Source organism: Labedella gwakjiensis (assembly GCF_003014675.1).
Lineage (GTDB): Bacteria > Actinomycetota > Actinomycetes > Actinomycetales > Microbacteriaceae > Labedella > Labedella gwakjiensis.
Genome location: NZ_PYAU01000001.1, coordinates 2,168,175 through 2,192,795 on the forward strand (window position 1 = coordinate 2,168,175; position 24,621 = coordinate 2,192,795).

Annotated in this window: 18 protein-coding genes and 3 rRNA genes; 20 read left to right on the forward strand and 1 reads right to left on the reverse strand. The window is 66.1% G+C overall.

Annotated elements, in window-relative coordinates; translation table 11 throughout:
• Positions 1 to 18 precede the first annotated feature (18 nt).
• The 20 genes from CLV49_RS10290 (at position 19) to der (ending at position 24,050) form a co-directional block, all read left to right on the forward strand.
• Positions 19 to 1,227 (forward strand): glycosyltransferase, encoded by a 1,209-nt coding sequence (locus CLV49_RS10290; RefSeq protein WP_106563467.1) that lies wholly within the window; start codon positions 19 to 21, stop codon positions 1,225 to 1,227.
• 693 nt (positions 1,228 to 1,920) lie between these two features.
• A 16S ribosomal RNA gene (locus tag CLV49_RS10295) occupies positions 1,921 to 3,442 on the forward strand.
• A 419-nt stretch (positions 3,443 to 3,861) separates the two neighbouring features.
• Positions 3,862 to 6,980, forward strand: a 23S ribosomal RNA gene (locus CLV49_RS10300).
• 131 nt (positions 6,981 to 7,111) lie between these two features.
• Positions 7,112 to 7,228, forward strand: a 5S ribosomal RNA gene (gene rrf / locus CLV49_RS10305).
• Together the 16S, 23S and 5S rRNA genes form the textbook arrangement of a ribosomal RNA operon.
• Positions 7,229 to 8,465: 1,237 nt before the next feature.
• Positions 8,466 to 9,464 (forward strand): hypothetical protein, encoded by a 999-nt coding sequence (locus CLV49_RS10310; protein ID WP_243696616.1) that lies wholly within the window; start codon positions 8,466 to 8,468, stop codon positions 9,462 to 9,464.
• Positions 9,436 to 10,473 carry an HAD-IIA family hydrolase gene (locus tag CLV49_RS10315; protein WP_106563468.1) on the forward strand — a complete coding sequence of 346 codons (1,038 nt, stop codon included), beginning with the start codon at positions 9,436 to 9,438 and terminating at the stop codon, positions 10,471 to 10,473. The genes CLV49_RS10310 and CLV49_RS10315 overlap by 29 nt, the downstream gene beginning before the upstream one ends.
• A 9-nt stretch (positions 10,474 to 10,482) precedes the next feature.
• Complete coding sequence (locus CLV49_RS10320) at positions 10,483 to 10,731, forward strand: hypothetical protein (protein WP_106563469.1); 249 nt, start codon at positions 10,483 to 10,485, stop codon at positions 10,729 to 10,731.
• Complete coding sequence (locus CLV49_RS10325) at positions 10,728 to 11,537, forward strand: TlyA family RNA methyltransferase (protein WP_106563470.1); 810 nt, start codon at positions 10,728 to 10,730, stop codon at positions 11,535 to 11,537. The genes CLV49_RS10320 and CLV49_RS10325 overlap by 4 nt, the downstream gene beginning before the upstream one ends.
• Positions 11,534 to 12,451 (forward strand): NAD kinase, encoded by a 918-nt coding sequence (locus CLV49_RS10330; protein ID WP_106563471.1) that lies wholly within the window; start codon positions 11,534 to 11,536, stop codon positions 12,449 to 12,451. The genes CLV49_RS10325 and CLV49_RS10330 overlap by 4 nt, the downstream gene beginning before the upstream one ends.
• Positions 12,444 to 14,162, forward strand: a complete 1,719-nt coding sequence (gene recN, locus CLV49_RS10335; protein ID WP_106563472.1) for a DNA repair protein RecN — start codon at positions 12,444 to 12,446, stop codon at positions 14,160 to 14,162. Before CLV49_RS10330 ends, recN begins: the two co-directional genes overlap by 8 nt.
• A 114-nt stretch (positions 14,163 to 14,276) precedes the next feature.
• On the forward strand, positions 14,277 to 15,920 hold the full coding sequence (locus CLV49_RS10340) for a CTP synthase (protein ID WP_106565015.1): 1,644 nt from the start codon (positions 14,277 to 14,279) through the stop codon (positions 15,918 to 15,920).
• Positions 15,921 to 15,975: 55 nt separating this feature from the next.
• A complete protein-coding gene (locus CLV49_RS10345; protein WP_106563473.1) occupies positions 15,976 to 16,611 on the forward strand; it encodes an NUDIX domain-containing protein in 636 nt (211 codons plus the stop codon).
• Positions 16,608 to 17,513 carry a site-specific tyrosine recombinase XerD gene (xerD, locus tag CLV49_RS10350; RefSeq protein ID WP_106565016.1) on the forward strand — a complete coding sequence of 302 codons (906 nt, stop codon included), beginning with the start codon at positions 16,608 to 16,610 and terminating at the stop codon, positions 17,511 to 17,513. The genes CLV49_RS10345 and xerD overlap by 4 nt, the downstream gene beginning before the upstream one ends.
• Before the next feature lie 182 nt (positions 17,514 to 17,695).
• Positions 17,696 to 18,529: a ParA family protein gene (locus CLV49_RS10355; RefSeq protein ID WP_106565017.1), complete on the forward strand. Its 834-nt coding sequence runs from the start codon at positions 17,696 to 17,698 to the stop codon at positions 18,527 to 18,529.
• On the forward strand, positions 18,513 to 19,322 hold the full coding sequence (locus tag CLV49_RS10360) for a segregation and condensation protein A (RefSeq protein WP_106563474.1): 810 nt from the start codon (positions 18,513 to 18,515) through the stop codon (positions 19,320 to 19,322). Before CLV49_RS10355 ends, CLV49_RS10360 begins: the two co-directional genes overlap by 17 nt.
• Positions 19,312 to 19,989, forward strand: a complete 678-nt coding sequence (scpB, locus tag CLV49_RS10365) for an SMC-Scp complex subunit ScpB (RefSeq protein WP_106563475.1) — start codon at positions 19,312 to 19,314, stop codon at positions 19,987 to 19,989. The genes CLV49_RS10360 and scpB overlap by 11 nt, the downstream gene beginning before the upstream one ends.
• A complete protein-coding gene (locus CLV49_RS10370) occupies positions 19,979 to 20,767 on the forward strand; it encodes a pseudouridine synthase (protein ID WP_106563476.1) in 789 nt (262 codons plus the stop codon). Before scpB ends, CLV49_RS10370 begins: the two co-directional genes overlap by 11 nt.
• Entirely contained in the window at positions 20,764 to 21,858 is a 1,095-nt protein-coding gene (locus tag CLV49_RS10375; RefSeq protein ID WP_106563477.1) for a prephenate dehydrogenase, read from the forward strand. The genes CLV49_RS10370 and CLV49_RS10375 overlap by 4 nt, the downstream gene beginning before the upstream one ends.
• Before the next feature lie 4 nt (positions 21,859 to 21,862).
• A complete protein-coding gene (cmk, locus tag CLV49_RS10380; RefSeq protein WP_106563478.1) occupies positions 21,863 to 22,543 on the forward strand; it encodes a (d)CMP kinase in 681 nt (226 codons plus the stop codon).
• Positions 22,536 to 24,050, forward strand: a complete 1,515-nt coding sequence (der, locus tag CLV49_RS10385) for a ribosome biogenesis GTPase Der (RefSeq protein ID WP_106563479.1) — start codon at positions 22,536 to 22,538, stop codon at positions 24,048 to 24,050. Before cmk ends, der begins: the two co-directional genes overlap by 8 nt.
• 123 nt (positions 24,051 to 24,173) lie before the next feature.
• Here der and CLV49_RS10390 read toward each other — a convergent pair whose 3' ends face one another.
• Positions 24,174 to 24,509: an SH3 domain-containing protein gene (locus tag CLV49_RS10390; RefSeq protein ID WP_106563480.1), complete on the reverse strand. Its 336-nt coding sequence runs from the start codon at positions 24,507 to 24,509 to the stop codon at positions 24,174 to 24,176.
• Between the last annotated feature and the right edge of the window lie 112 nt (positions 24,510 to 24,621).

The window sequence follows — 24,621 nt, forward strand, 5'->3', positions numbered from 1 at the left end:
CCATAGCCTGAGGGCATCATGCACATCCTGATCGTGAGCGACCAGCACGCCGAGTCGGCCGGAGGCGTCCAGGTCTCGATCCGGCTGCAGACCAGGTTCCTCGAGCGGTTCGGTCACACCGTCACGGTCTGCGCACCGCGCATGCATGCTCCCCACCGATCGGATCCCCACGACGTCGATACACGGTCCATTCCGATCACCCTCGATCGCGAGTACTCGGCTTCTCTGCCGGGACGCCGGTCGGACGCCGCGCTGGATCGGGCGATGGCCACCCGGCCGCCCGTCGACGTGGTGCACGTGCAGGCCGACTTCTGGCAGGCGGCGATCGGGTACCGCTTCGCCGAGCGGCACGGGCTTCCGGTGGTGCACACGTTCCACAACCACGTGGAGTTCGGGATCGAACAGGTCGTGCCGTTCCCCGCTCTCGCCGTCCGCGCGATGGTGTGGGCGCAGGGCCTGGTCTTGAAGCCGCGTCGTTCGACCCTCCCTACGAGCGCCTGGCGCTACCTCGACGAGCTCGCGGTTCGCGCGTCGGCTCTCGTGGCACCGAGCCGACACTTCGCGGCACTGCTCGAGCGGAAGGGTGTGGGCTCGGACATCGAGGTCGTCTCGACGGGAGTCGACGACGACCTCGTCGGTGACGTGCTCGCCGAGGCGGCGACAGCGCGCGGGACGGCGAAGGTGCCGGGGGGCCGCCGCCCCGTCTTCCTGTGGATCGGGCGGATGAGCGCGGAGAAGCGACTCATGGAATTCCTCGAGGCCGTCCGGCTGTCGGGTGCCGACGCCGAGTTCCGTCTGTACGGGGCCGGCCTCCTCCTGTCGAAGGCGAAGGCCTTCGTCGCGCGACATGGTCTGCAGGACACCGTCGTCTTCGCCGGTCGGGTCCCGTACCGGGAGTCGCTCCTCGCCATGGCGGGGGCGGACGCTCTCGTGCAGACCTCCATCGGCTTCGAGACGCAGGGGATGACCGTCTTCGAGGCGACCGTCGTAGGGACGCGGTCCATCGTCAGTGATCCGTCCATCGCCGGTGAGCTTCCGGCCGGTGCGTATTGGCAGCCGCGCGACGGTTCGGTCGAAGCCCTCGGAGAGATCATCGCGCAGGTGTCGGCAGCCGTTCGCGCGGGGGAGGTGTCGCCGATCCCCGCGATCACGGGGGAAGGGCTCCTCCAGAGCGCTCAGACGCGGCGGATGATCGGCATCTACGAGCGGGTCCTCAACCGTCCATGAGGGCGCGACCCTCGATGCCGGATCGGCGTACGGGGAGCAAGATCCGCGTGATTCCGCGGAAGTCGGCCGCGACACGCCCGGGATGCAAGCGCAATTTGCCAGACCCCCAGGACCCACGTAATGTCTTCCTTGTTGCCCCGAGCGGAACGGAAAGCGGGAAGCAGCGAGTGAGTCAAAATCACTAGCTAGCTCAGCTCCGAACCCCAAGTAGCAGCCACAAAATCCAAAGCCTAATACGCTGATCCTCTCGTAGTGATCGCCTCACTTGGCTAGGGTAAGAAATCCACTCCGGAGCATGTCAAATGCCCCACTCGTTTGTCTCCGCTGTTTCAACAGCTCCGACAAACGGAAGCGAATTTGACACCGCAGAACGAAGTGGTAAGGTAGAAAAGTTGCCCCGAACGGCTGCCGGAAGGTAGTTCGGCGGGAGCGCCCGATCCTTGAGAACTCAACAGCGTGCACAATGTCAAATGCCAAAAACCTCGTGACTGTGGTGACATTAGTCAACATCACTGACGCAAGTCAGACGCCGACTTCGGTCGGCGGGTCGTGAGATTCCTTTGGAAAAATATTGAACAACAAAGCAAGTCAGTAATGATTTGTTCTGTCAGTTTCGAACTCGTATCGCTCCTACCCATTCCGGTGGGACGGTACACAAAATGTGCCGGACGCTTGCGTCCGTGCAAATAAACATTTACGGAGAGTTTGATCCTGGCTCAGGACGAACGCTGGCGGCGTGCTTAACACATGCAAGTCGAACGGTGAAAGAGGAGCTTGCTCCTCTGGATCAGTGGCGAACGGGTGAGTAACACGTGAGTAACCTGCCCTTGACTCTGGGATAAGCGTTGGAAACGACGTCTAATACCGGATATGAACCGCGAAGGCATCTTCTGCGGTTGGAAAGAATTTTGGTCAAGGATGGACTCGCGGCCTATCAGCTAGTTGGTGAGGTAACGGCCCACCAAGGCGACGACGGGTAGCCGGCCTGAGAGGGTGACCGGCCACACTGGGACTGAGACACGGCCCAGACTCCTACGGGAGGCAGCAGTGGGGAATATTGCACAATGGGCGAAAGCCTGATGCAGCAACGCCGCGTGAGGGACGACGGCCTTCGGGTTGTAAACCTCTTTTAGCAGGGAAGAAGCGAAAGTGACGGTACCTGCAGAAAAAGCACCGGCTAACTACGTGCCAGCAGCCGCGGTAATACGTAGGGTGCAAGCGTTGTCCGGAATTATTGGGCGTAAAGAGCTCGTAGGCGGTTTGTCGCGTCTGCTGTGAAAACGCGAGGCTCAACCTCGCGCCTGCAGTGGGTACGGGCAGACTAGAGTGCGGTAGGGGAGATTGGAATTCCTGGTGTAGCGGTGGAATGCGCAGATATCAGGAGGAACACCGATGGCGAAGGCAGATCTCTGGGCCGTAACTGACGCTGAGGAGCGAAAGCGTGGGGAGCGAACAGGATTAGATACCCTGGTAGTCCACGCCGTAAACGTTGGGAACTAGATGTGGGGACCATTCCACGGTCTCCGTGTCGCAGCTAACGCATTAAGTTCCCCGCCTGGGGAGTACGGCCGCAAGGCTAAAACTCAAAGGAATTGACGGGGGCCCGCACAAGCGGCGGAGCATGCGGATTAATTCGATGCAACGCGAAGAACCTTACCAAGGCTTGACATATACCGGAAACGTCTGGAAACAGTCGCCCCGCAAGGTCGGTATACAGGTGGTGCATGGTTGTCGTCAGCTCGTGTCGTGAGATGTTGGGTTAAGTCCCGCAACGAGCGCAACCCTCGTTCTATGTTGCCAGCACGTAATGGTGGGAACTCATGGAAGACTGCCGGGGTCAACTCGGAGGAAGGTGGGGATGACGTCAAATCATCATGCCCCTTATGTCTTGGGCTTCACGCATGCTACAATGGCCGGTACAAAGGGCTGCAATACCGTAAGGTGGAGCGAATCCCAAAAAGCCGGTCTCAGTTCGGATTGAGGTCTGCAACTCGACCTCATGAAGTCGGAGTCGCTAGTAATCGCAGATCAGCAACGCTGCGGTGAATACGTTCCCGGGCCTTGTACACACCGCCCGTCAAGTCATGAAAGTCGGTAACACCCGAAGCCAGTGGCCTAACCCTTGTGGAAGGAGCTGTCTAAGGTGGGATCGGTAATTAGGACTAAGTCGTAACAAGGTAGCCGTACCGGAAGGTGCGGCTGGATCACCTCCTTTCTAAGGAGCATCTGACTCGCTCGCTTCGGCGGTCGAGTCCAGAGCCAGCTTCGAGGCGAATGTCCTCGACTGGAAGCTCATGGGTGGAACATTGACATTGATGAAGCGCTGAAGAGCGAGATCACAGTACGCCGGCTTGCCGGTTGGAACCGATCGACCTCGGAACCGCTTCATATGCACGCTGTTGGGTCCTGAGGGACCGGGATGGATCGTAAGATCCAGACTGCACCTCTGGGCCTTTTGTGTTGGCATCACTTGCCGGCATGAAGGGCACCGCCCGTACTTTGAGAACTACACAGTGGACGCGAGCATCTTAGATTCAGACTTTCGAGTCTGAGTCACAAAGATCAAAGACCCTCTTCGGAGGGTCGTAGATCATTGGTCAATTTCTTTAGAGAAATCGATTCAAACTCATGTGATTTCAAATCTTTAAGAGCAAACGGTGGATGCCTTGGCATCTGGAGCCGAAGAAGGACGTAGTAATCTGCGATAAGCCTCGGGTAGCTGATAAACAAGCTTTGATCCGAGGATTTCCGAATGGGGAAACCCCGCTGGGCCCGCAAGGTGACCCAGTGACTCCCGCCTGAATATATAGGGCGGGTAGAGGGAACGTGGGGAAGTGAAACATCTCAGTACCCACAGGAAGAGAAAACAACAGTGATTCCGAAAGTAGTGGCGAGCGAAATCGGAACAGGCTAAACCGAGCGTGTGTGATAGCTATCAGGCGTTGCACGTTCGGGGTTGTGGGACTTTCCAGACCGCGCTGATAAGCGGTCAGCATTAGAACGTCGTATAGACGAATGGCATTGAAAGGCCAGTCATAGAGGGTGCAAACCCCGTAGTCGAAATGCGGCAATCGTGCGGAGAGTATCCCAAGTATCACGGGGCCCGAGAAATCCCGTGTGAATCCGTCAGGACCACCTGATAAGCCTAAATACTCCCAGATGACCGATAGCGGACAAGTACCGTGAGGGAAAGGTGAAAAGTACCCCGGGAGGGGAGTGAAATAGTACCTGAAACCGTTTGCTTACAAACCGTTGGAGCCTCCTTGTAGGGGTGACAGCGTGCCTTTTGAAGAATGAGCCTGCGAGTTAGCGATATGTGGCGAGGTTAACCCGTGAGGGGAAGCCGTAGCGAAAGCGAGTCTGAATAGGGCGATTCAGTCGCATGTCCTAGACCCGAAGCGAAGTGATCTATCCATGGCCAGGTTGAAGCGACGGTAAGACGTCGTGGAGGACCGAACCCACTTAGGTTGAAAACTGAGGGGATGAGCTGTGGATAGGGGTGAAAGGCCAATCAAACTTCGTGATAGCTGGTTCTCTCCGAAATGCATTTAGGTGCAGCGTTGCGTGTTTCTTGCCGGAGGTAGAGCTACTGGATGGCCGATGGGGCCCAAAAGCTTACTGACGTCAGCCAAACTCCGAATGCCGGTAAGTGAGAGCGCAGCAGTGAGACAGTGGGGGATAAGCTTCATTGTCGAGAGGGAAACAACCCAGACCACCAACTAAGGTCCCAAAGCGCGTGCTAAGTGGGAAAGGATGTGGAGTTGCACAGACAACCAGGAGGTTGGCTTAGAAGCAGCCACCCTTGAAAGAGTGCGTAATAGCTCACTGGTCAAGTGATTCCGCGCCGACAATGTAACGGGGCTCAAGCACGCCACCGAAGTTGTGGCATTGACATTATTGGTAGGCCTTCGTGGTCCAGCCGTGTTGATGGGTAGGAGAGCGTCGTGTGGCGAGTGAAGCGGCGGTGTGAACCAGCCGTGGACGCCACACGAGTGAGAATGCAGGCATGAGTAGCGAAAGACGGGTGAGAAACCCGTCCTCCGAAAGACCAAGGGTTCCAGGGCCAGGCTAATCCGCCCTGGGTAAGTCGGGACCTAAGGCGAGGCCGACAGGCGTAGTCGATGGACAACGGGTTGATATTCCCGTACCGGCGAAGAACCGCCCAAGCCAATCCAGTAGTGCTAAGAGTCCTAACCCGGACGACTGATTCCCTTCGGGGATGACGCTTCCGGTCTAACGCTCGAACCCGTCTGGTGCGGTTAGCGTATTAACAGGTGTGACGCAGGAAGGTAGTCAGTCCTGGGCGATGGTTGTCCCAGGCCAAGGTTGTAGGCCGAGAGATAGGCAAATCCGTCTCTCATATAAGGCTGAGAACTTAAGGGGAGCACGCAAGTGCAAGATCTGATGATCCTATGCTGCCAAGAAAAGCATCGACGCGAGGTTCCAGCTGCCCGTACCCCAAACCGACACAGGTGGTCAGGTAGAGAATACCAAGGAGATCGAGAGAATCGTGGTTAAGGAACTCGGCAAAATGCCCCCGTAACTTCGGGAGAAGGGGGGCCTAAGGCGTCAACGGATTTACTCCGGGAAGCGCTGCAGGGCCGCAGAGACCAGTGGGAAGCGACTGTTTACTAAAAACACAGGTCCGTGCCAAGTCGCAAGACGATGTATACGGACTGACGCCTGCCCGGTGCTGGAAGGTTAAGAGGAAGGGTTAGCTTCGGCGAAGCTCAGAATTTAAGCCCCAGTAAACGGCGGTGGTAACTATAACCATCCTAAGGTAGCGAAATTCCTTGTCGGGTAAGTTCCGACCTGCACGAATGGCGTAACGACTTCCCAGCTGTCTCAACCGCGAACTCGGCGAAATTGCACTACGAGTAAAGATGCTCGTTACGCGCAGCAGGACGGAAAGACCCCGTGACCTTTACTACAGTTTGGTATTGGTGTTCGGTGTGGCTTGTGTAGGATAGGTGGGAGACTTTGAAGCTGGCACGCTAGTGTCGGTGGAGTCGTTGTTGAAATACCACTCTGGTCACTCTGGATGTCTAACTTAGAACCGTAATCCGGTTCAGGGACAGTGCCTGATGGGTAGTTTAACTGGGGCGGTTGCCTCCCAAAAAGTAACGGAGGCGCCCAAAGGTTCCCTCAACCTGGTTGGCAATCAGGTGTCGAGTGTAAGTGCACAAGGGAGCTTGACTGTGAGACTGACAAGTCGAGCAGGGACGAAAGTCGGGACTAGTGATCCGGCAGTGGCTTGTGGAAGCGCTGTCGCTCAACGGATAAAAGGTACCTCGGGGATAACAGGCTGATCTTGCCCAAGAGTCCATATCGACGGCATGGTTTGGCACCTCGATGTCGGCTCGTCGCATCCTGGGGCTGGAGTAGGTCCCAAGGGTTGGGCTGTTCGCCCATTAAAGCGGTACGCGAGCTGGGTTTAGAACGTCGTGAGACAGTTCGGTCCCTATCCGCTGCGCGCGTTGGAAATTTGAAAGGATCTGACCCTAGTACGAGAGGACCGGGTTGGACGAACCTCTGGTGTGTCAGTTGTTCTGCCAAGAGCACCGCTGATTAGCTACGTTCGGGATGGATAACCGCTGAAAGCATCTAAGCGGGAAGCCGGCCTTAAGATGAGATTTCCGTGCCTTCGGGCGAGAGGCTCCCAGCCAGACTACTGGGTTGATAGGCCGGATGTGGAAGAGGGGACTAAAGACCCTCGGAGCTGACCGGTACTAATAAGCCGATGATTTGATAATCACTACACTCATACTGTTGTAAGGCTGGTATGAGTGGCCTGATGCCCGCGTCCACTGAGTGGTTCTCGATGTACGGTCGAGAACTGATCTAGCTAACAGCTAGTACGTTCACTTTGATACATCAATAGTGTTTCGGCGGCCATAGCGAGAGGGAAACGCCCGGTTACATTCCGAACCCGGAAGCTAAGACTCTCTGCGCCGATGGTACTGCAGGGGGGACCCTGTGGGAGAGTAGGACACCGCCGGACTTCTTCGTTGAAATGGCCACCCATTGCTGGGTGGCCATTTTGCGTTAACGGGCCGGAACAGCGGGACTCGAATGTCCCGTCCGACGAGAAGACCCTGGAGACTTTCATGAGCGAGACAGACGACGAGCGCAACGATCGCTCCAGGGGAGCGCGCGGCGACGGAGCCGGGCGCGACAGCAATGCAGGTCGCGACAGCAACACGGGACGCGATCGGCGGCCGGACCGCGGCGCCGATGGCGCCCGCGGCCCGCGCCGCGATGGCGGCGGTCCTCGCGCCCGCCAAGGCGGTCGCGAGGACCGCCGGCCTTCTTCCGGCGATGACCGCAGATCTCCCCGAGGCGAAGATCGTCGCCCGCCGAGTGGCGGTGCGCGTTCGTACGGCGACGACGACCGCCGGCCGCCTCGATCGAACGACGCACGTCCGTACCGGGGCGACGACCGCCGTCCATCGAGGGATGGCGATTCACGTCCGCCCCGTGGGGACGACCGGCGCCCCTCGAGCGGCAATCGCTCGTACGGAGGGGACGACCGGCGCGGTGCCCGAGACGGCGAGCGACCGTCGACCGGTGACCGTCGACCGTCGAGCGGTGGGCCCCAGCGCGGAGCTCGCGGCGACGGTGATCGGGGTCCCCGTTTCGGCGGTGGCGGACGACCCGACTCGGGGCGTGACACACGCCCGTCGGGCGATCGTCCTGACCGACCGAACCGTGAGTGGTCTCCGCGTCCCCCACGCGACGGGCGACCGCAGCGCAACGGCGATCGTCCGACCGGGGACCGTTTCGACCGTTCCGGCGGCGCGCAGGAACGCCGCCCCGACAGGGGTGGATCGTTCGACCGCGGTGCCCGGCCCGAGCGCGATGGCGATCGGCCGCGTCGTGATGGTACGTCCGATCGTGGATCCTACGGAGCACGCTCCGATCGGGGCGGTTCCTCGGACCGCCCGAGCCGCGGGGCATCGGCCGGCCGCGGGAGCTACCCCGAGCGGGGAGGACGGCCCGACCGGGGAAATTCGCCCGACCGGGGCGCGCGGTCCGCGTCGGACCGCGGCGGACGGCCGGAGCGCGGGGGATACTCCGACCGCGGCGGTCGTCCCGATCGGGGATCGGCGGATCGCGGTCGTTCGGGCGGTTTCGGGCGCGATGACCGTTTCGAGCGGGAACTGACGGAGGAGGAGATCCTCCAGCGGGAGCTGCGTTCCGTCCGTCCGCGTCACGATGATCCGGAGGTGCCGGAGGACGTGCAACCCCGTGATCTCGACAAGGTCGCGCGCAACGAACTCAAGACGCTCTCCAAGGAGAACGCCGACTGGGTCGCGAAGCACCTCGTGATGGCATCCCGTCTCATCGATGAGGACCCCGAGCTCGCCCACCGCCACGCGATGAGCGCTGCTCGGCGTGCCGGACGGATCGCCGTCGTCCGCGAGTCACTTGCGATCACGGCTTACGAGACCGGCGACTACGCCCTCGCCCTCCGAGAGCTGCGCACCTTCCGACGCATCAGCGGCTCGGACGAGCAGCTGCCGCTCATGGTGGACAGCGAGCGCGGCGTGGGGCGTCCGGAGAAGGCACTCGAGCTCGGTCGCTCCGTCGACAGATCCACGCTCACGCCGGCGAGCCAGGTCTCCCTCGCGATCGCGATGTCGGGTGCGCGGCTCGACCTCGGCTCGCCCGAGCTCGCGCTGGGTGAGCTCGAGATTCCGCAGCTCGACCCCGATCGCGCCTTCAGCTACAGCGCTGCCCTCTACGATGCGTACGCCGAGGTGCTCGGGGAACTCGGTCGCGACGACGAGGCCGCCGTCTGGCGTCGCCGCGCGACCGTCGCCGCTGAGCTCTTCGGCGACGGACCGGACGAGGACGAGACCATCGAGATCATCGAGGAGATCGGCGACGAGGGCGAAACGCCCGCTGACGAGTCGGGTCCCGTCGGTGACGATCTGCCCGACGTCGACGAGCTCGATGCCGAAGGACCCGACGTCGACGAAGTCCACACCGAGGAGCTCGACGCCGGGGGACTGGATGCCGAGGAACTCGAGGGTGACGAGCTCCACGCCGAGGAGCGTGACTCTGCCGACGGAGACGCCGCGGCCTCCGAAGACACCGTCCCAGGCGGTTTCGGGTCCGAGAGCGTCACGATCGAGGGCTCGTCCGTCGATGACGATGCGTCCGAGATCGACACCGATTCCGACACCGACACTCAGGAGGATGCGAATGGCGTTGTTCGGCCGGACGAAGACTGATCCCACCCCGCTCGACGGCGTCGACGTCGTCCTCGCGGACCTCGACGGTGTCGTGTACGCCGGGGCCGGCGCCATCCCACACGCCATCGAGAGCCTGAACCGGGCAGCGGAATCCCGCCGGCTCGGCTTCATCACGAACAACGCGTCCCGCACCGACGAGACCGTTGCGGCGCACCTGCGCGAACTCGGACTGCATCCCACGGCGAACGACATCGTGACGAGCCCGCAGGCCGCGATGCGACTGCTCAAGGACCACGCGCCGGCCGGATCGACCGTGCTCGTCGTGGGTGGCGACGGCCTCGTCTCCGAACTCGAGAAGGCCGGATACGTCGTGACGCGGAGTGCAGCCGACGACCCGGCCGCCGTCGTGCAGGGCTTCGCGCCCGACGTGGCCTGGACGGATCTCGCGGAGGCGGCCTTCGTCCTCCAGACGGACCGCGAGCCGAACGATCTGCCGTGGATCGCGACGAACACCGACTGGACGATCCCGCAAGCCCAGGGCATCGCTCCGGGCAACGGCACGCTCGTGTCCGCCGTGCATACGGCCGTCGGCCGACTGCCGATCGTCGCAGGCAAGCCCGAGGTCCCGATCTTCGAGGAGGCGACCGCTCGCTTCTCCGCGACGAAGCCGCTCTTCATCGGGGACCGCCTCGACACGGACATCAAGGGAGCGGTCGCCGCCGGCATGGACTCCGTGCTCGTTCTCACGGGGATCGACCGGGCGAAGCACGTTCTCGCGGCCGACCCCGGGTCACGACCCACCTACATCCTCCAAGACCTCAGGGGATTGCACGAGCCCTACCCGGTCACGACGTTCAGCGACGACAAGACCTCGGCGACCGTCGGACGGTCCGTCGTGCGCATCGACGGAACCAAGGTCGTCGTCGCTCGCCAGGGCGACTCCGCGATCGACCGTCTCCGCGCCGCATCGGCCGTGATCTGGGCGAGTGGGCGTGCGATCTTCGGATTCAACGTTCCGCCACGCCTCTACGAAGAGGTTGGGCGGTAGCCTGGGACCGTGTCCATCGAGCCGAGCGCCGCACGACCGTCCGACGAGGAGGTCGACGTGATCGGCGACGGTGATGGCCTCGTCTCGCGCCTCCGGGTGATTGAGGACCAGCCTCTCGAGACACGCGCCGACGCCTACACCGCTCTGCACGCCGAGTTAAAGGCCGTCCTCGACAGTGCCGATCGGATCAGTGCCGATCGGATCAGTGCCGATCGGATCAGCGCCGATCGGACCGGCGCCGACCGCGCCATCGGATGACGGGCTCACGCCTCGACGCAGCCCTGGCCGAACGCGGGCTCGCGCGATCACGCAGTCATGCGGCACGGCTCATCGCCGATGGTCTCGTCACGGTCGGCGGCGCCGTTGCCACCAAGCCGTCGCTCTCCGTCTCGGACGGCGAGCACATCGTCGTCGAGCAGACGGACGACTATGTGAGCAGGGCTGCCGCGAAGCTCGTCCATGCTCTCGACGCGTTCGGTGTGGATCCGCGCGGACTGCGTGCGCTCGACGTGGGCGCATCGACGGGCGGGTTCTCCGAGGTGCTGCTGCGACGGGGCGCCCGAGGCGTCATCGCGCTCGACGTGGGCCACGGCCAGCTCGTCGACCCGGTGCGCTCGGACGAACGCGTCGCCGTGGTGGAGGGGATCAACGCGCGCGATCTCACGAGCGAGCTCCTGGCCTCGGCGAGCGGGGTCGACTGGGCGCCCGAACTCGTCGTCGGCGACCTGTCCTTCATCTCCCTCACCCACATCATCCCTCCCGTGCGATCGGCCGTCTCTCCCGACGCCGATTTCGTGCTGCTCGTGAAGCCGCAGTTCGAGGTGGGACGCACCCTCATCAAGCAGGGCATCGTCGTCGACCCCGAGGCGCGCGCCGACAGCATCGCGCGTGTCCTCGCGGTCGCGGCCGAGAGCGGTCTCGCGACCGTCGGCGTCCTGTCGTCCCCCATCACCGGTCTCCACGGAAATCACGAGTACCTCGTGCATCTCAGTCCGCGCACGGGTCGCGATCCGTCAGAATGGACCGACGAGATCCGACGGGTCGCGGGAGCAGGAGGGGCATGACCGGGGCACAACGCGCCATCCTCGTGGTGTCGCACACGGGGCGTCGCGATTCGATCGACGCCGCCGTCTCCGTGATCGAGGAGCTCTCGGCCGGGGGCGCCACCCCGGTGCTGCGGCGCGAGGAGTGGGACGACATCGCCGCCGCGTGCGTGCTCCCTCAGAACACCCTCATCCTCGACGAGGACGTCGATGCGGCAGACCTCGAACTCGTGATCGTCCTCGGCGGTGACGGCACGATCCTGCGGGCGGCGGAACTCGTGCGCGGCTGCACCGCCCCCCTCCTCGGCGTCAACCTCGGGCACGTGGGCTTCCTCGCGGAGAGCGAGCGCGACGACCTGGCGGAGGCCGTCCACCGTGCGATCGACGGCGACTACCAGGTCGAGGAGCGCATGACGCTCTCCGTCCGGGTGAAGGTCGACCACGAGGTCGTCTACGAGACGTGGGCGCTCAACGAGGCCACGGTGGAGAAGGCGAGCCGTGAGCGCATGCTCGAGGTGGTCATCGAGGTGGACGGACGGCCCCTGTCGGCCTTCGGGTGCGACGGCGTCGTCGTCTCCACGCCCACCGGCTCGACCGCGTACAACTTCTCGGCAGGCGGGCCCATCGTGTGGCCCACCGTCGAGGCGATCACCCTCGTGCCGCTGAGCGCGCACGCGCTCTTCGCGCGCCCGCTCGTCGTCGGACCCGAGTCGTCGCTCGCCATCGAGATCATCGCGCGCAACCAGGGGTCCGGTGTGCTGTGGGCCGACGGCAGGCGAGCGCACGAGCTCCCACCAGGCGCGCGCGTCGTCGTACGGCGTTCGAGCGTGCCCGTGCGTCTCGCGCGACTGCATCAGGGCCCATTCACGGACCGCCTCGTGCACAAGTTCCATCTGCCCGTCGAGGGCTGGAGGGGGCCGGCCGGTCGTGATTGAGGAGATCGAGATCCGCGACCTCGGCGTGATCGCCGAGGCGACGCTCCCGCTCGGCGCGGGTTTCACCGCGATCACGGGTGAGACGGGCGCGGGAAAGACCATGGTCGTGACGGCGCTCGGTCTCCTGCTCGGCGGGCGTGCCGACAGCGGCACGGTACGTTCCGGTCAGGAACGGGCGAGCGTCGACGGTCGCTGGGTCGTGCCGGAGGACGGGCCGGTCACCGAGCGCGTGCGCGAGGCCGGCGGTGATGTCGACCCGTTCGGCGAGGGGCGCGCGGAGCTCACCCTCGGACGCAGTGTGTCCTCGGAAGGCCGCAGCCGCGCAGCGGTGGGTGGGCGGGCGGCCCCCGTCGGGATCCTCTCGGAGCTCGGCGAGAAGCTCGTTGTCGTGCACGGCCAGTCGGAGCAGCTCCGGCTCAAGTCGGCGACCGCACAGCGCGAGGCCCTCGACCGTTTCGCCGGCACGGGGCTCGCCGACCTCCTGGCGGACTACACGCACGCTTTCACGCGGTGGCGGTCCAATCGGGCGGAACTCGACACGATCCGAGACGAACGCGACGCCCGAGCCGCGGAGGCGGCGACCCTCCGGGAGACGATCGCGGCCATCGAGGTGGCCGCACCGCAGCCGGGGGAGGACGAGGAGCTCGCTGTCCGCGCCGTCCGGCTCGGCAACCTCGAGGCCCTCCGGCTCGCCGCGGCAGGCGCGCGTGAGGCGCTGTCGGCTGAGGAGCCCGACGGCATCGACGTGGTCGGCCTCATCGGCAGCGCCAGACGCCTCGTCGACGACGCGAGCGACGCAGACCCGACCCTCGCGGCGATCGGCGAGCAGCTCGCCAACATCGGCTACCTCGCGGCCGACGTCGCGGCCGACCTGTCGACGTACCTCGCCGAAGTCGACGCAGACGGAGCACGCGAGCTCGAGATCGTGAACGAGCGGCGGGCCGTGCTCACGGGTCTCATGCGCGCGTACGGTCCCACGCTCGACGACGTGATCGCGGTGCTCGACACCGGCAGCGCCCGCCTCGTCGAACTCGACTCGGACGACGAGCGGATCGAGGAGCTCACCCGCCAGGTGGGCGAGGACGAGGAGCTCGTCACCCGACTCGCCGACGAGGTGAGCGCCTTGCGTTCGGCGGCCGCCGCCCAGCTCGGGGAGCGTGTGAGCGCGGAACTCACGGCCCTCGCCATGCCGGACGCGCAGCTCTCGATCGTCGTGGACTCGACGGGCGACCTCACGGCGAGCGGTCGCGACGATGTCCGGTTCCTGCTCCAGCCGCACAGCGGGGCTGAGCCGCGCTCGCTCGCGAAGGGGGCATCCGGCGGCGAGCTCTCCCGGGTCATGCTCGCGATCGAGGTCGTCATCGCCAGCACCGACCCGGTTCCCACCTTCGTCTTCGACGAGGTCGACTCGGGCGTGGGCGGCGCGGCCGCGATCGAGATCGGGCGGCGACTCGCCCGACTCGCCGAATCGTCGCAGGTGATCGCGGTCACCCACCTCGCCCAGGTGGCGGCCTTCGCCACGAACCACCTCAGCGTGCGGAAGCAGAGCGACGGATCGGTCACGTCGTCGAGCGTGGTGCGGCTGGACGGGGACGAACGCGTCTCCGAGATGGCGCGCCTGCTGTCGGGGCTGCCCGACTCCGAGTCCGGACTGACGCACGCGAAGGAACTCCTCGCGCTGTCCGCTGACGATTCCCGACTGTTAGGATAGAAGCCCGTGGCGGACATTTACAGCACGGACCCCCTTCCCTCTTCCGAGACCCCCTCATCTCTCTCCTCTGAGAATGCTCGGGCTGCTCGAAACCCGAGCGGCACGACGAAGCACATCTTCGTCACGGGTGGTGTCGTCTCCTCGCTCGGCAAGGGCCTCACCGCCGCCAGCCTCGGTAATCTGCTCACCGCGCGCGGCCTGCACGTCGTGATGCAGAAGCTCGACCCGTACCTCAACGTGGACCCGGGAACGATGAACCCGTTCCAGCACGGCGAGGTGTTCGTGACCGACGACGGAGCCGAGACGGACCTCGACATCGGCCACTACGAGCGCTTCCTCGACATCGACCTCAGCCAGGCGGCGAACGTCACGACGGGGCAGATCTACTCGAGCGTCATCGCGAAGGAGCGGCGTGGCGAGTACCTCGGCGACACCGTCCAGGTCATCCCCCACATCACCGACGAGATCAAGCGCCGCATGCGTCTGCAGGCCTCCGAGGACCCGCAGCCCGACGTCATCATCACCGAGATCGGCGGCACGGTCGGCGACATCGAGTCGCAGCCCTTCATCGAGTCGGCCCGCCAGGTGCGTCACGAGCTCGGACGGAAGAACGTCTTCTTCGTGCACGTGTCCCTCGTGCCGTTCATGGGCGCGTCAGGCGAGCAGAAGACGAAGCCGACGCAGCACTCCGTCGCGACTCTCCGCTCGATCGGCATCCAGCCGGACGCCCTCGTGCTCCGCAGCGACCGCCCCGTGACCGAGTCGAACAAGCGCAAGATCGCGCTCATGTGCGACGTCGACGAGGACGCGGTCGTCAACGCCGTCGACGTCCCCTCCATCTATGACATCCCCACGATGCTGCACGACCAGGGCCTCGACGCGTACATCATCGACGCCCTCGGCCTGAACGCATCGGACGTGGACTGGTCCGGTTGGGCCGGGCTCCTCCGCGCCGTCCACGAGCCCAAGCACGAGATCACCATCGGCCTCGTCGGCAAGTACATCGACCTGCCCGACGCGTACCTCTCGGTCACCGAGGCCCTTAAGGCCGGCGGCTTCGCCCACGACACGAAGGTCAAGATCGTCTGGGTGCCGTCGGACGAGTGCGAGACGCCGGAGGGCGCCGCGCGCGTGCTCAGTCAGGTCGACGGCATCTGCGTGCCCGGCGGTTTCGGAATCCGCGGCATCGAGGGCAAGCTCGGCGCGCTCACGTTCGCTCGCAAGAACGGCATCCCCGCGCTCGGTCTGTGCCTCGGCCTCCAGTGCATGGTGATCGAGTACGCGCGCACCGAGGCCGGACTCGAGGGAGCGAGCTCGACCGAGTTCGACCCCGACACGGCGTTCCCCGTGATCGCGACGATGGCCGAGCAGGTCGAGATCATCGCCGGCGGCGACCTCGGCGGCACGATGCGACTCGGACTCTACCCGGCGGCGCTCGCCGAAGGCTCCGTGGTGGCCGACCTCTACGGCTCCAACGAGATCTCGGAGCGCCACCGCCACCGCTACGAGGTCAACAACGAGTACCGCGACCGCATCGCGGACGCCGGCCTGCGCTTCTCCGGCACGTCTCCCGACGGGCGGCTCGTGGAGTACGTGGAGCTCGACCGCGAGGTGCACCCGTTCTACGTGGGCACGCAGGCGCACCCCGAACTGCGCTCGCGCCCGAACCACGCCCATCCGCTCTTCGCCGGCCTCGTCGCCGCGTCGCTCGAGCGTCACCAGGCCAGCCAGCTCTTCGACGAGGACGTCGACGCCTGAGCGGCGTCGTCCGTCCTGTTCGCCCTGAGGCCCGCAGGCCGCTGAGAGGAACGTCATGACATCGTCCCCGCTGGAAGACGTCCCCTTCGCCGTCGAGGTCGCGGAGAGCGAGCGTGTTTTCGAGGGGCGCGTCTGGGACATCCGTCGCGACACGTTCGACTACAACGGCTCGTCGATCGTGCGCGAATACACGGACCACACCGGCGCCGTCGCGGTCCTCGCTCTCGACGAAGAGGACCGCGTCCTGCTCATCCGCCAGTACCGGCACCCCGTCGGCCTCCGCGAGTGGGAGATCCCGGCAGGGCTCCTCGACGTGGAGGGGGAGGACCCCCTCGTCGCCGTGCAGCGCGAACTCGAGGAGGAGGCCGACCTCCGCGCCACCGACTGGGACGTCCTCGCGGAGTTCGCCACGAGTCCCGGCGGAAACAACGAGGTCATCCGCGTCTACCTCGCACGCGGGCTGTCGGCCACGGAACGGGTCTTCGAGCGCACAGAGGAGGAGGCCGACATCGAGGTGGCATGGGTGCCCCTCGACGAGGCCGTCGACGCCGTGCTCGCACGGCGCGTGCAGAACCCGTCCCTCGCGATCGGGGCGCTCGCCGCCCACGCGTCGCGCGCTCGTGGCTGGTCGACACTCGCGCCCGCGGACAGCCCGTGGGACCGTCACCCGAAGCTCCGCCCGGCGCCATGACGCTCGCGCGGGCCGTCGACGAGTACGTGCGGCACGTGCAGATCGAACGCGGACTCTCGGCGAACACCATCGCCGCGTATCGGCGCGACCTCTCCGCCTACGTCGACTGGCTGACCTCGGAAGGCGTCGAGGGGGCCGGGGACATCCTCCCGGCGCACGTCACGGGTTTCTCGCGAGCACTCGCGACGCGCGAGGAGAAGCCCCTCGGGGCCTCGTCCATCGCACGCACGCTGTCCTCCGTCCGGGGGTTCCACCGATTCCTGCTCGAGGAGCGCGAGGTCGACGGCGACGTCTCGCGCGACGTGCGGCCTCCGAAGCTCGGCCGGCGCCTCCCCAAGGCCCTCACGATCTCCCAGATCGAGGCGCTGCTCGGTGCCACGGAGGGAGAGGACGTGGCGTCCCTGCGCGACCACGCACTGCTCGAGCTGCTGTACGCGACCGGCGCGCGCGTCTCCGAGGCGGTGGGGCTCAACGTGGACGACGTCGTCGAGCCGGACATCGTGCGTCTGACCGGCAAGGGAGACAAGCAGCGCATCGTGCCTCTCGGGCGATACGCTCGCGCGGCGATCGATGCCTACCTCGTGAGGGGGAGGCCGACCCTGTCCGCCGTCGGCCCGTCGACGCCGGCCCTGTTCCTCGGGATGCGCGGCGCACGCATGTCCCGGCAGAGCGCGTGGCTCGTCATCCGCGCCGCCGCCGAACGCGCCGGACTGACCGAGGAGGTGTCGCCGCACACGCTCCGCCACTCCTTCGCCACCCACCTCCTCCAGGGCGGAGCCGACGTGCGTGTGGTGCAGGAGCTGCTGGGACACTCCTCCGTGGCCACGACGCAGATCTACACCCTCGTGACGGCGGATTCCCTACGCGACGTCTACACCACCGCACACCCGCGCGCCCGCTGAGCTGCCCGCCGCCCGGCGGCTACAATCGAGACTCAAGCACCGGTGTCCACCGGTGGGTCGCCGTCCCCGACGGCGGCGAGTGCGGAGGGAGCGACGTGAAGAGCAGAAGCGACGTGAGCGATGACTCCGCCCTCTTCCCCTCGCCGGATTCTGCATCGCCCGACGTCGCGGCGGTGCCGAAGATGGGGCCGACCGGGCGGCCACTGAGCGACTTCCCCACCCCCGCACCCCTCTCGGGTCACGGCCCGGCGCGCATCGTGTCGTTGTGCAACCAGAAGGGCGGCGTCGGCAAGACGACGACCACCATCAGCCTCGCCGCCTCCCTGGCGGAGTACGGCAGGCGCGTCCTCGTCATCGACTTCGATCCCCAGGGTGCGCTCTCCGCCGGACTCGGCATCGGCACGCACGAGGGCCTCACGATCTACGACCTGCTCCTCAACCCGAAGCGCCCGGCCGCCGAGGCGATCCAGGAGACACGGATCCCCGGTCTCGACATCATCCCGGCGAACATCGACCTCTCCGCCGCGGAAGTGCACCTCGTGAACGAGGTCGCGCGCGAGCAGATCCTGGCGCGTGTCCTCCGACAGGTCACGAGTGACTACGACGTCGTCCTCATCGACTGCCAGCCGTCACTCGGCCTCCTCACGGTCAACGCGCTCACGGCGAGCCACGGGGTCCTCATCCCGCTCGAGTGCGAGTTCTTCGCCCTGCGCGGCGTCGCGCTGCTCATCGAAACGATCGAGAAGGTGCGCGACCGGCTCAACCCCGCCATCGAGCTCGACGGCATCCTCGCCACGATGTTCGACTCGCGCACCCTGCACTCGCGCGAGGTGCTCGAGCGGGTCGTCGAGGCGTTCGGCGACGACGTCCTCGAGACGGTCATCGGTCGCACGGTCAAGTTCCCCGACGCGTCCGTCGCGGGCACCCCGATCACGTCGTTCGCTCCAGAGCACCCGGCCGCGAAGGCGTACCGCCAGCTCGCGAGGGAACTGGTGGCTCGTGGCGCGGTCGCCTGAGCGCACCGAATCGGACGGCTTCCGCGTCGAACTGTCCAACTTCGAGGGACCGTTCGACCTGCTGCTCTCGCTGATCTCGAAGCACGAACTCGACATCACCGACATCGCCCTCTCCGTCGTGACGGACGAGTTCCTCGCCCACATCCGCGGTCTCGGCGACGACGCCGACCTCGACCAGACGTCGGAGTTCCTCGTGGTCGCGGCCACCCTCCTCGACCTCAAGATCGCCGGCCTCCTGCCGCAGGGAGAGCTCGTGGACGCCGAGGACGTGGCGCTTCTGGAGGCCCGCGACCTGCTCTTCGCGCGGTTGCTGCAGTACCGCGCGTTCAAGGAGTCGTCGGCGTGGTTCCAGTCGCGGTTCGACGCCGAGGGCACGCGTCACGCGCGATCCGTGCGGCTCGAGGAGAAGTTCCGCCAGCGCACGGCCGAGCTCGTGTGGACCCTCACCCTCGAGGACTTCGCCGCGATCGCGACCCTCGCCCTCACTCCGCGCGAGATCCCCGTCGTGGGGCTCGACCACCTGCACGCTCCGCTCGTGAGCATCCGGGAGCAGGCGGCGCAGGTCGTGGCCCTCTTGAGACACGGGGAGTCGATGACGTTCCGGCAGCTCGTCGCGGGCGCCGAGCAGAAGGGCGTCGTGATCGCCCGCTTCCTCGCGGTCCTCGAGCTCTACCGGCACGCGTCCATCTCGTTCGAGCAGCTCGAGCCGCTCGGGGAGCTGACGGTCCGCTGGACCGCGGAGAATTGGACGGAAGAGAATCTCGCCAACCTGGGGGCCGACTATGACGGATGACGCAGTGCCGGATGTCGCAACGCCGGATGACGCAGCGCCGGACGACGCCGTGACGGACGAGACGCCGACGTCCGACGCGACCGACGTCCCCGCCGGACCGATCGCGCCGCCGGACGTCGACGTGGAGCGTGCGATCGAGGCGCTCCTCATGGTGGCGGACGAACCGCAGAGCGTGGTGGGTCTCGCGGCCGCGCTCGGCAAGCCGGTTCCGGTCGTGCACGAGGCGATCGATCGCCTCGTCGCGGACTACGACGGGTCGGACGGCACGGTGCGTCGCGGCTTCGAGCTGCGCGAGGTCGGCGGCGGCTGGCGCTTCTACGTGCGCGCCGAGTACGACACCCTCGTCTCCGACTACGTCAACCAGCAGAACCCGTCGCGCCTGTCGCAGGCCGCGCTCGAGACCCTCGCGGTGGTCGCCTACAAGCAGCCCATCTCCCGAAGCGCGATCGCGTCGATCCGAGCCGTCAACGTCGACTCGGTGGTGCGCACCCTGCTGGGTCGCGGCCTCATCACCGAGCTCTTCACCGACAGCGAGACCGGTGCGATCAACTACGGCACGACCGATGTGCTCCTCGACCAGCTCGGGATCAACTCGCTCGACGAACTGCCGCTCATCTCGCCGCTGCTCGCCGACGGCCAGGAAGGATTCGACGTCGATGTCCGTTGAGAGTTGGGGCGAGGAGCCCGAGGGCATCCGCCTGCAGAAGGTGATGGCCGCCGCCGGCGTGGCCTCGCGCCGCGTGTCCGAGCAGCTCATCGCCGAGGGCCGTGTGACGGTCAACGGCGAGCTCGTGACCGAACCCGGTCGTCGCATCGACCCCGAGACGGATCTCGTGGCGGTCAACGGGCAGGCGGTCCAGCTCGACACGTCGAAGCGCTACATCATGCTGAACAAGCCGCGCGGCATCGTCAGCTCGCTCAAGGACGAGAACGGCCGTCCCGACCTCCGTCGGTTCACGGACGACTTCGAGGAGCGGCTCTTCAACGTCGGTCGCCTCGACGCGGAAACGTCAGGGCTCCTCGTCCTCACGAACGACGGCGACCTCGCGCACGTGCTCGCGCACCCGTCGTTCGGGGTGGCCAAGACGTACGTCGCGAAGGTCGACGGCGCCGTGTCGGCGCAGACGGTGCAGAAGCTCAAGACGGGGATCGAGCTCGACGACGGTCCGATCGCCGCGGACGCCGTGCGCATCCTCGCGGCCGGCTCGGGCAAGGCAGAGGGAACGTCCCTCGTCGAGATCACGCTCCACTCGGGCAAGAACCGGATCGTGCGACGGATGATGGCGGCCGTCGGCCACCCCGTCATCGATCTCGTACGCCGCCAGTTCGGCCCGCTGCACCTCGGCACGCTCCGATCGGGCGCGTATCGCGACCTCACTAAGGTGGAGCTCGGGGAGCTCCTGACGATCTCGCGCGACGGCGGCTCCGCACGGGAGAACGAGTGAACGAAGCGAAGGCCGCGCGACTGGCGGGCCAGATCCGCGTCGTCGGCGCCGGTCTCCTCGGCGCGAGCATCGGGCTCGCCGCCCGGGAGAACGGGGTCGACGCGATCCTCGCCGACGCCTCTCCGAGCCAGCTGCGACTCGCGATCGACTACGGGGCGGGCCGCGCCGAGCGCGAGGACGACGACCCGTCGATCGTGATCGTCTGCGTCCCGCCGGACGTCGTCGCCGACGTGATCGAGGCGGAGCTCGCGCGCTTCCCGCGCGCCGTCGTGACCGACGTGGCGAGCGTGAAGCTCGCACCCTTCCACGAACTGCAGCGCCGCGGCGTGGACCTCGTCCGCTACATCGGCTCGCACCCCATGGCGGGACGCGAGCGCGGCGGGGCCATCTCGGCGCGCGGCGACCTCTTCTTCGGCCGGCCGTGGGTGATCTGCCGCGACCACGAGACCCCGCGCGACGCGCTCGCGCTCGTGGAGGACCTCGCGCTCGACCTCGGCGCGCTGCCCATCGAGATGACGCCGGAGGAGCACGACGCGAGCGTCGGGCTCGTCTCGCACGTGCCCCAGATCGTCGCGAGCACGCTCGCGAAGCAGCTCGTCGACGCCCCGGACTCGGCCGTGCGGCTCACCGGACAGGGGCTGCGTGACACGGTGCGCATCGCGTCGAGCCAACCGGAGCTGTGGGTGCAGATCCTCTCCGCGAACGGTGAGCCCGTCGTCGAGGTGCTCGATCGCCTCGTCGCCGACCTCTCCGTCGTCGCCGACGCCCTGCGCGCCCCCGACGCCCCGGGCTCACGACGCGAGATCGCCGACGTGATCGCGGCGGGCAACGCCGGAGTCGCGAGGCTCCCCGGAAAACACGGGCAGGACCGCCGGTTCGCCCAGATCGTCGTCATGGTGGACGACACCCCCGGTCAGCTGGGACGACTCCTCACGGAGCTCGGCGAGATCGGGATCAACATGGAGGACCTGCGGCTCGAGCATTCGCCCGGCGCGCAGATCGGTCTCGCCGAGATCGGTGTCCTCCCCGAAGTGCAGCGACGCGCCGTCGACGAACTCGAGGCGCGCGGCTGGCGGATTGCGAGCGTGTAGAACCATGGCCGACATCATCGTGGCGATCGACGGACCGGCGGGCAGCGGGAAGTCGAGCGTGTCCAAGGCGGCGGCCCGTCGCCTCGGCTTCGACTATCTCGACACCGGGGCGGCGTACCGCGCCCTGGCCTGGTTCGTCCTCGATCGGGACATCGCGCCGGAGGACACCGAGACCGTGCTCTCCTCTCTCGGCGCCTTCGACTACTCGATCTCGATCGACCCGAGCGAACCCGTCGTCATGGTCGGGGAGACCGACGTGACGGACGCCATCCGGGAGCCGCGCGTCTCGGCCGCCGTGAGCGCCGTCGCGCGCGTGCCCGAGGTGCGATCCTTCGTCACGTCGATCTTCCGCTCCACGATGGACGCCGCCCCGCACGACGGGATCGTGGTGGAGGGACGCGACATCACGACCGTCGTCGCGCCCGATGCAGAGGCCCGGATCCTCCTCACGGCGGACGAAGAGGTTAGAATGGCGAGACGCTCCGCCGAGCTCACGAGCGAATCGGCGGCTGACGTCGGGGAGCAGCTCCGCTCCCGTGACCGGGCCGACTCCCGCGTGGTGGACTTCCTCACCGCTGCGGATGGCGTCGTGACGGTCGATTCCACCCACCTCGACTTCGACCAGACCGTCGATGCCGTGCTCGAGGTGATCGCGCGCGAAACGACAAGGACCTCCCATGGCTGACGACTACGACGAGCCCGACACGACCGACGACGGTCTGGCGACCGCGCTCGAGTCCCTCGACGACGACCTCGCCGCGCAGCGCACCGCCGCCCTGCGCAGCGGCCTCGACGACTACGACCTGGACGACGAGGACCTCGCCGTCCTCGAGACCGTCACGGACGACCCGGACGCCATCAGGTACCTGCCGGCGCTCCCCGTCGTCGCGATCGTCGGACGCCCGAACGTGGGCAAGTCCGCTCTCGTGAACCGCATCCTCGGTCGTCGCGAGGCGGTCGTGGAGGACACCCCCGGCGTCACACGTGACCGCGTCTCGTACCGCGCCGAGTGGAACTCGCGCTTCTTCACCCTCGTCGACACCGGTGGATGGGAGCCCGACGCGAAGGGCATCGACGCGTCCGTCGCCGCTCAGGCCGAGGTCGCCATCGACCTCTGCGACCTCGTGCTCTTCGTCGTCGACGGCAACGTGGGTGCGACGAGCACCGACGAGCAGGTCGTGAAGCTCCTCCGTCGCTCGGGCAAGCCGACCTTCCTCGTGGCGAACAAGGTCGACGACGTGCGGCAGGAGCCGAACATCGCCGAGCTGTGGTCCCTCGGACTGGACGAGCCGCACCCCGTCTCGGCCCTGCACGGTCGCGGCGTCGCCGACCTCCTCGACCTCATCATGACGAAGCTGCCGCAGGTGTCGGCGGTCGCGAAGGAGGAGGTCGGCGGACCCCGCCGTGTCGCGATCCTCGGTCGCCCGAACGTCGGCAAGTCGAGTCTGCTCAACAAGGCGGCGGGCGAGGAGCGCGTCGTCGTCAACGAGCTCTCGGGTACCACTCGCGACCCCGTGGACGAGCAGGTGGAGATCGCCGGCAAGTTCTGGCGCTTCGTCGACACCGCCGGCATCCGCCGCCGTGTTCATCTGCAGCAGGGCGCCGACTTCTACGCGTCGCTCCGCACGTCGGCAGCGCTCGAGAAGGCGGAGGTCGCCGTCGTCATGATCGACGTCAGCGAGCCGATCAGCGAGCAGGACGTGCGCATCATCGACCTCGTGCTCGAGTCGGGCCGCGCGCTCGTGCTCGCGTTCAACAAGTGGGATCTTCTCGACGACGAGCGCCGCCGTTACCTGGAGCGGGAGATCGAGCAGGACCTCGCGCACGTGTCGTGGGCTCCGCGCGTCAACATCTCCGCGCGCACCGGTCGTCACATGGAGAAGCTCGTGCCGGCGCTCGAACTGGCCCTCGAGTCGTGGGACACGCGCCTGCCTACGGGCAAGTTCAACGCGTTCCTCGCCGAGCTCGCCCAGTCGCACCCGCACCCGCTGCGCGGCGGGAAGCAGCCGCGCATCCTGTTCGGCACGCAGGCGTCGAGCCGCCCGCCCACATTCGTGCTCTTCACGACGGGCTTCCTGGACCCCGGCTACCGCCGCTACATCCAGCGCCGTCTGCGAGAGATCTACGGCTTCGAGGGAACGCCGATCCAGGTCAACATGCGCGTGCGCGAGAAGCGCACCCGCCGCACCTGACCCGAAGGGGCTACTCCCGAGCGAGGGCGCCAGTTGCACCTGGCGCCCTCGAGGCGTATCTGGCGCCCTCGACAGGGATCGAGGAAGCGATTCCCCCTCGCCGGCCACTCGGATGAGTGCGACTCACGTCGAGAGCACGCGGTGAGGTATCCATCCCTCGCGACCGTCGGTGTCCCGGCACCAGGACCAGTCGCTTTCCGGATCATCTGCGAGGACATCGACCGTCTCGCCGGAAGACGCGGGGAGTTCGGTGGTGTGATATCCGACGCGAACGATGCCAACGAAGCCGTCGATGTCCAGATGACGCGAGGGGACCCATCCTGCTCCCTGCGGGGTCGTGACGAACACGAATGTCGGCCACTCCGTATCTCGATCGCCGACCTGAACGATGTCGCCTGGCCTGATGACCAACGGCGCACGCTCTGGGGTCTCATGATCGGCAGTCAGGACGAATCGCACACAAACGATCCTCCCACTCGACGTGTCGCTCATGCCTCTGAAGGGGATATGGCCTGCCGGGCGCGGAGTGTCGTGGGCGCGAGGGCGCCAGTTCCATGTCGAGGGCGGCAGG

Coding starts and splice junctions, on each gene's coding strand:
- CLV49_RS10325 (WP_106563470.1), top strand. CDS start 10,728: ATGACGGGCTCACGCCTCGACGCAGCCCTGGCCGAACGCGGGCTCGCG.
- xerD (WP_106565016.1), top strand. CDS start 16,608: ATGACGCTCGCGCGGGCCGTCGACGAGTACGTGCGGCACGTGCAGATC.
- scpB (WP_106563475.1), top strand. CDS start 19,312: ATGACGGATGACGCAGTGCCGGATGTCGCAACGCCGGATGACGCAGCG.
- CLV49_RS10370 (WP_106563476.1), top strand. CDS start 19,979: ATGTCCGTTGAGAGTTGGGGCGAGGAGCCCGAGGGCATCCGCCTGCAG.
- CLV49_RS10290 (WP_106563467.1), top strand. CDS start 19: ATGCACATCCTGATCGTGAGCGACCAGCACGCCGAGTCGGCCGGAGGC.
- CLV49_RS10345 (WP_106563473.1), top strand. CDS start 15,976: ATGACATCGTCCCCGCTGGAAGACGTCCCCTTCGCCGTCGAGGTCGCG.
- der (WP_106563479.1), top strand. CDS start 22,536: ATGGCTGACGACTACGACGAGCCCGACACGACCGACGACGGTCTGGCG.
- CLV49_RS10315 (WP_106563468.1), top strand. CDS start 9,436: ATGGCGTTGTTCGGCCGGACGAAGACTGATCCCACCCCGCTCGACGGC.
- CLV49_RS10330 (WP_106563471.1), top strand. CDS start 11,534: ATGACCGGGGCACAACGCGCCATCCTCGTGGTGTCGCACACGGGGCGT.
- CLV49_RS10355 (WP_106565017.1), top strand. CDS start 17,696: ATGGGGCCGACCGGGCGGCCACTGAGCGACTTCCCCACCCCCGCACCC.
- cmk (WP_106563478.1), top strand. CDS start 21,863: ATGGCCGACATCATCGTGGCGATCGACGGACCGGCGGGCAGCGGGAAG.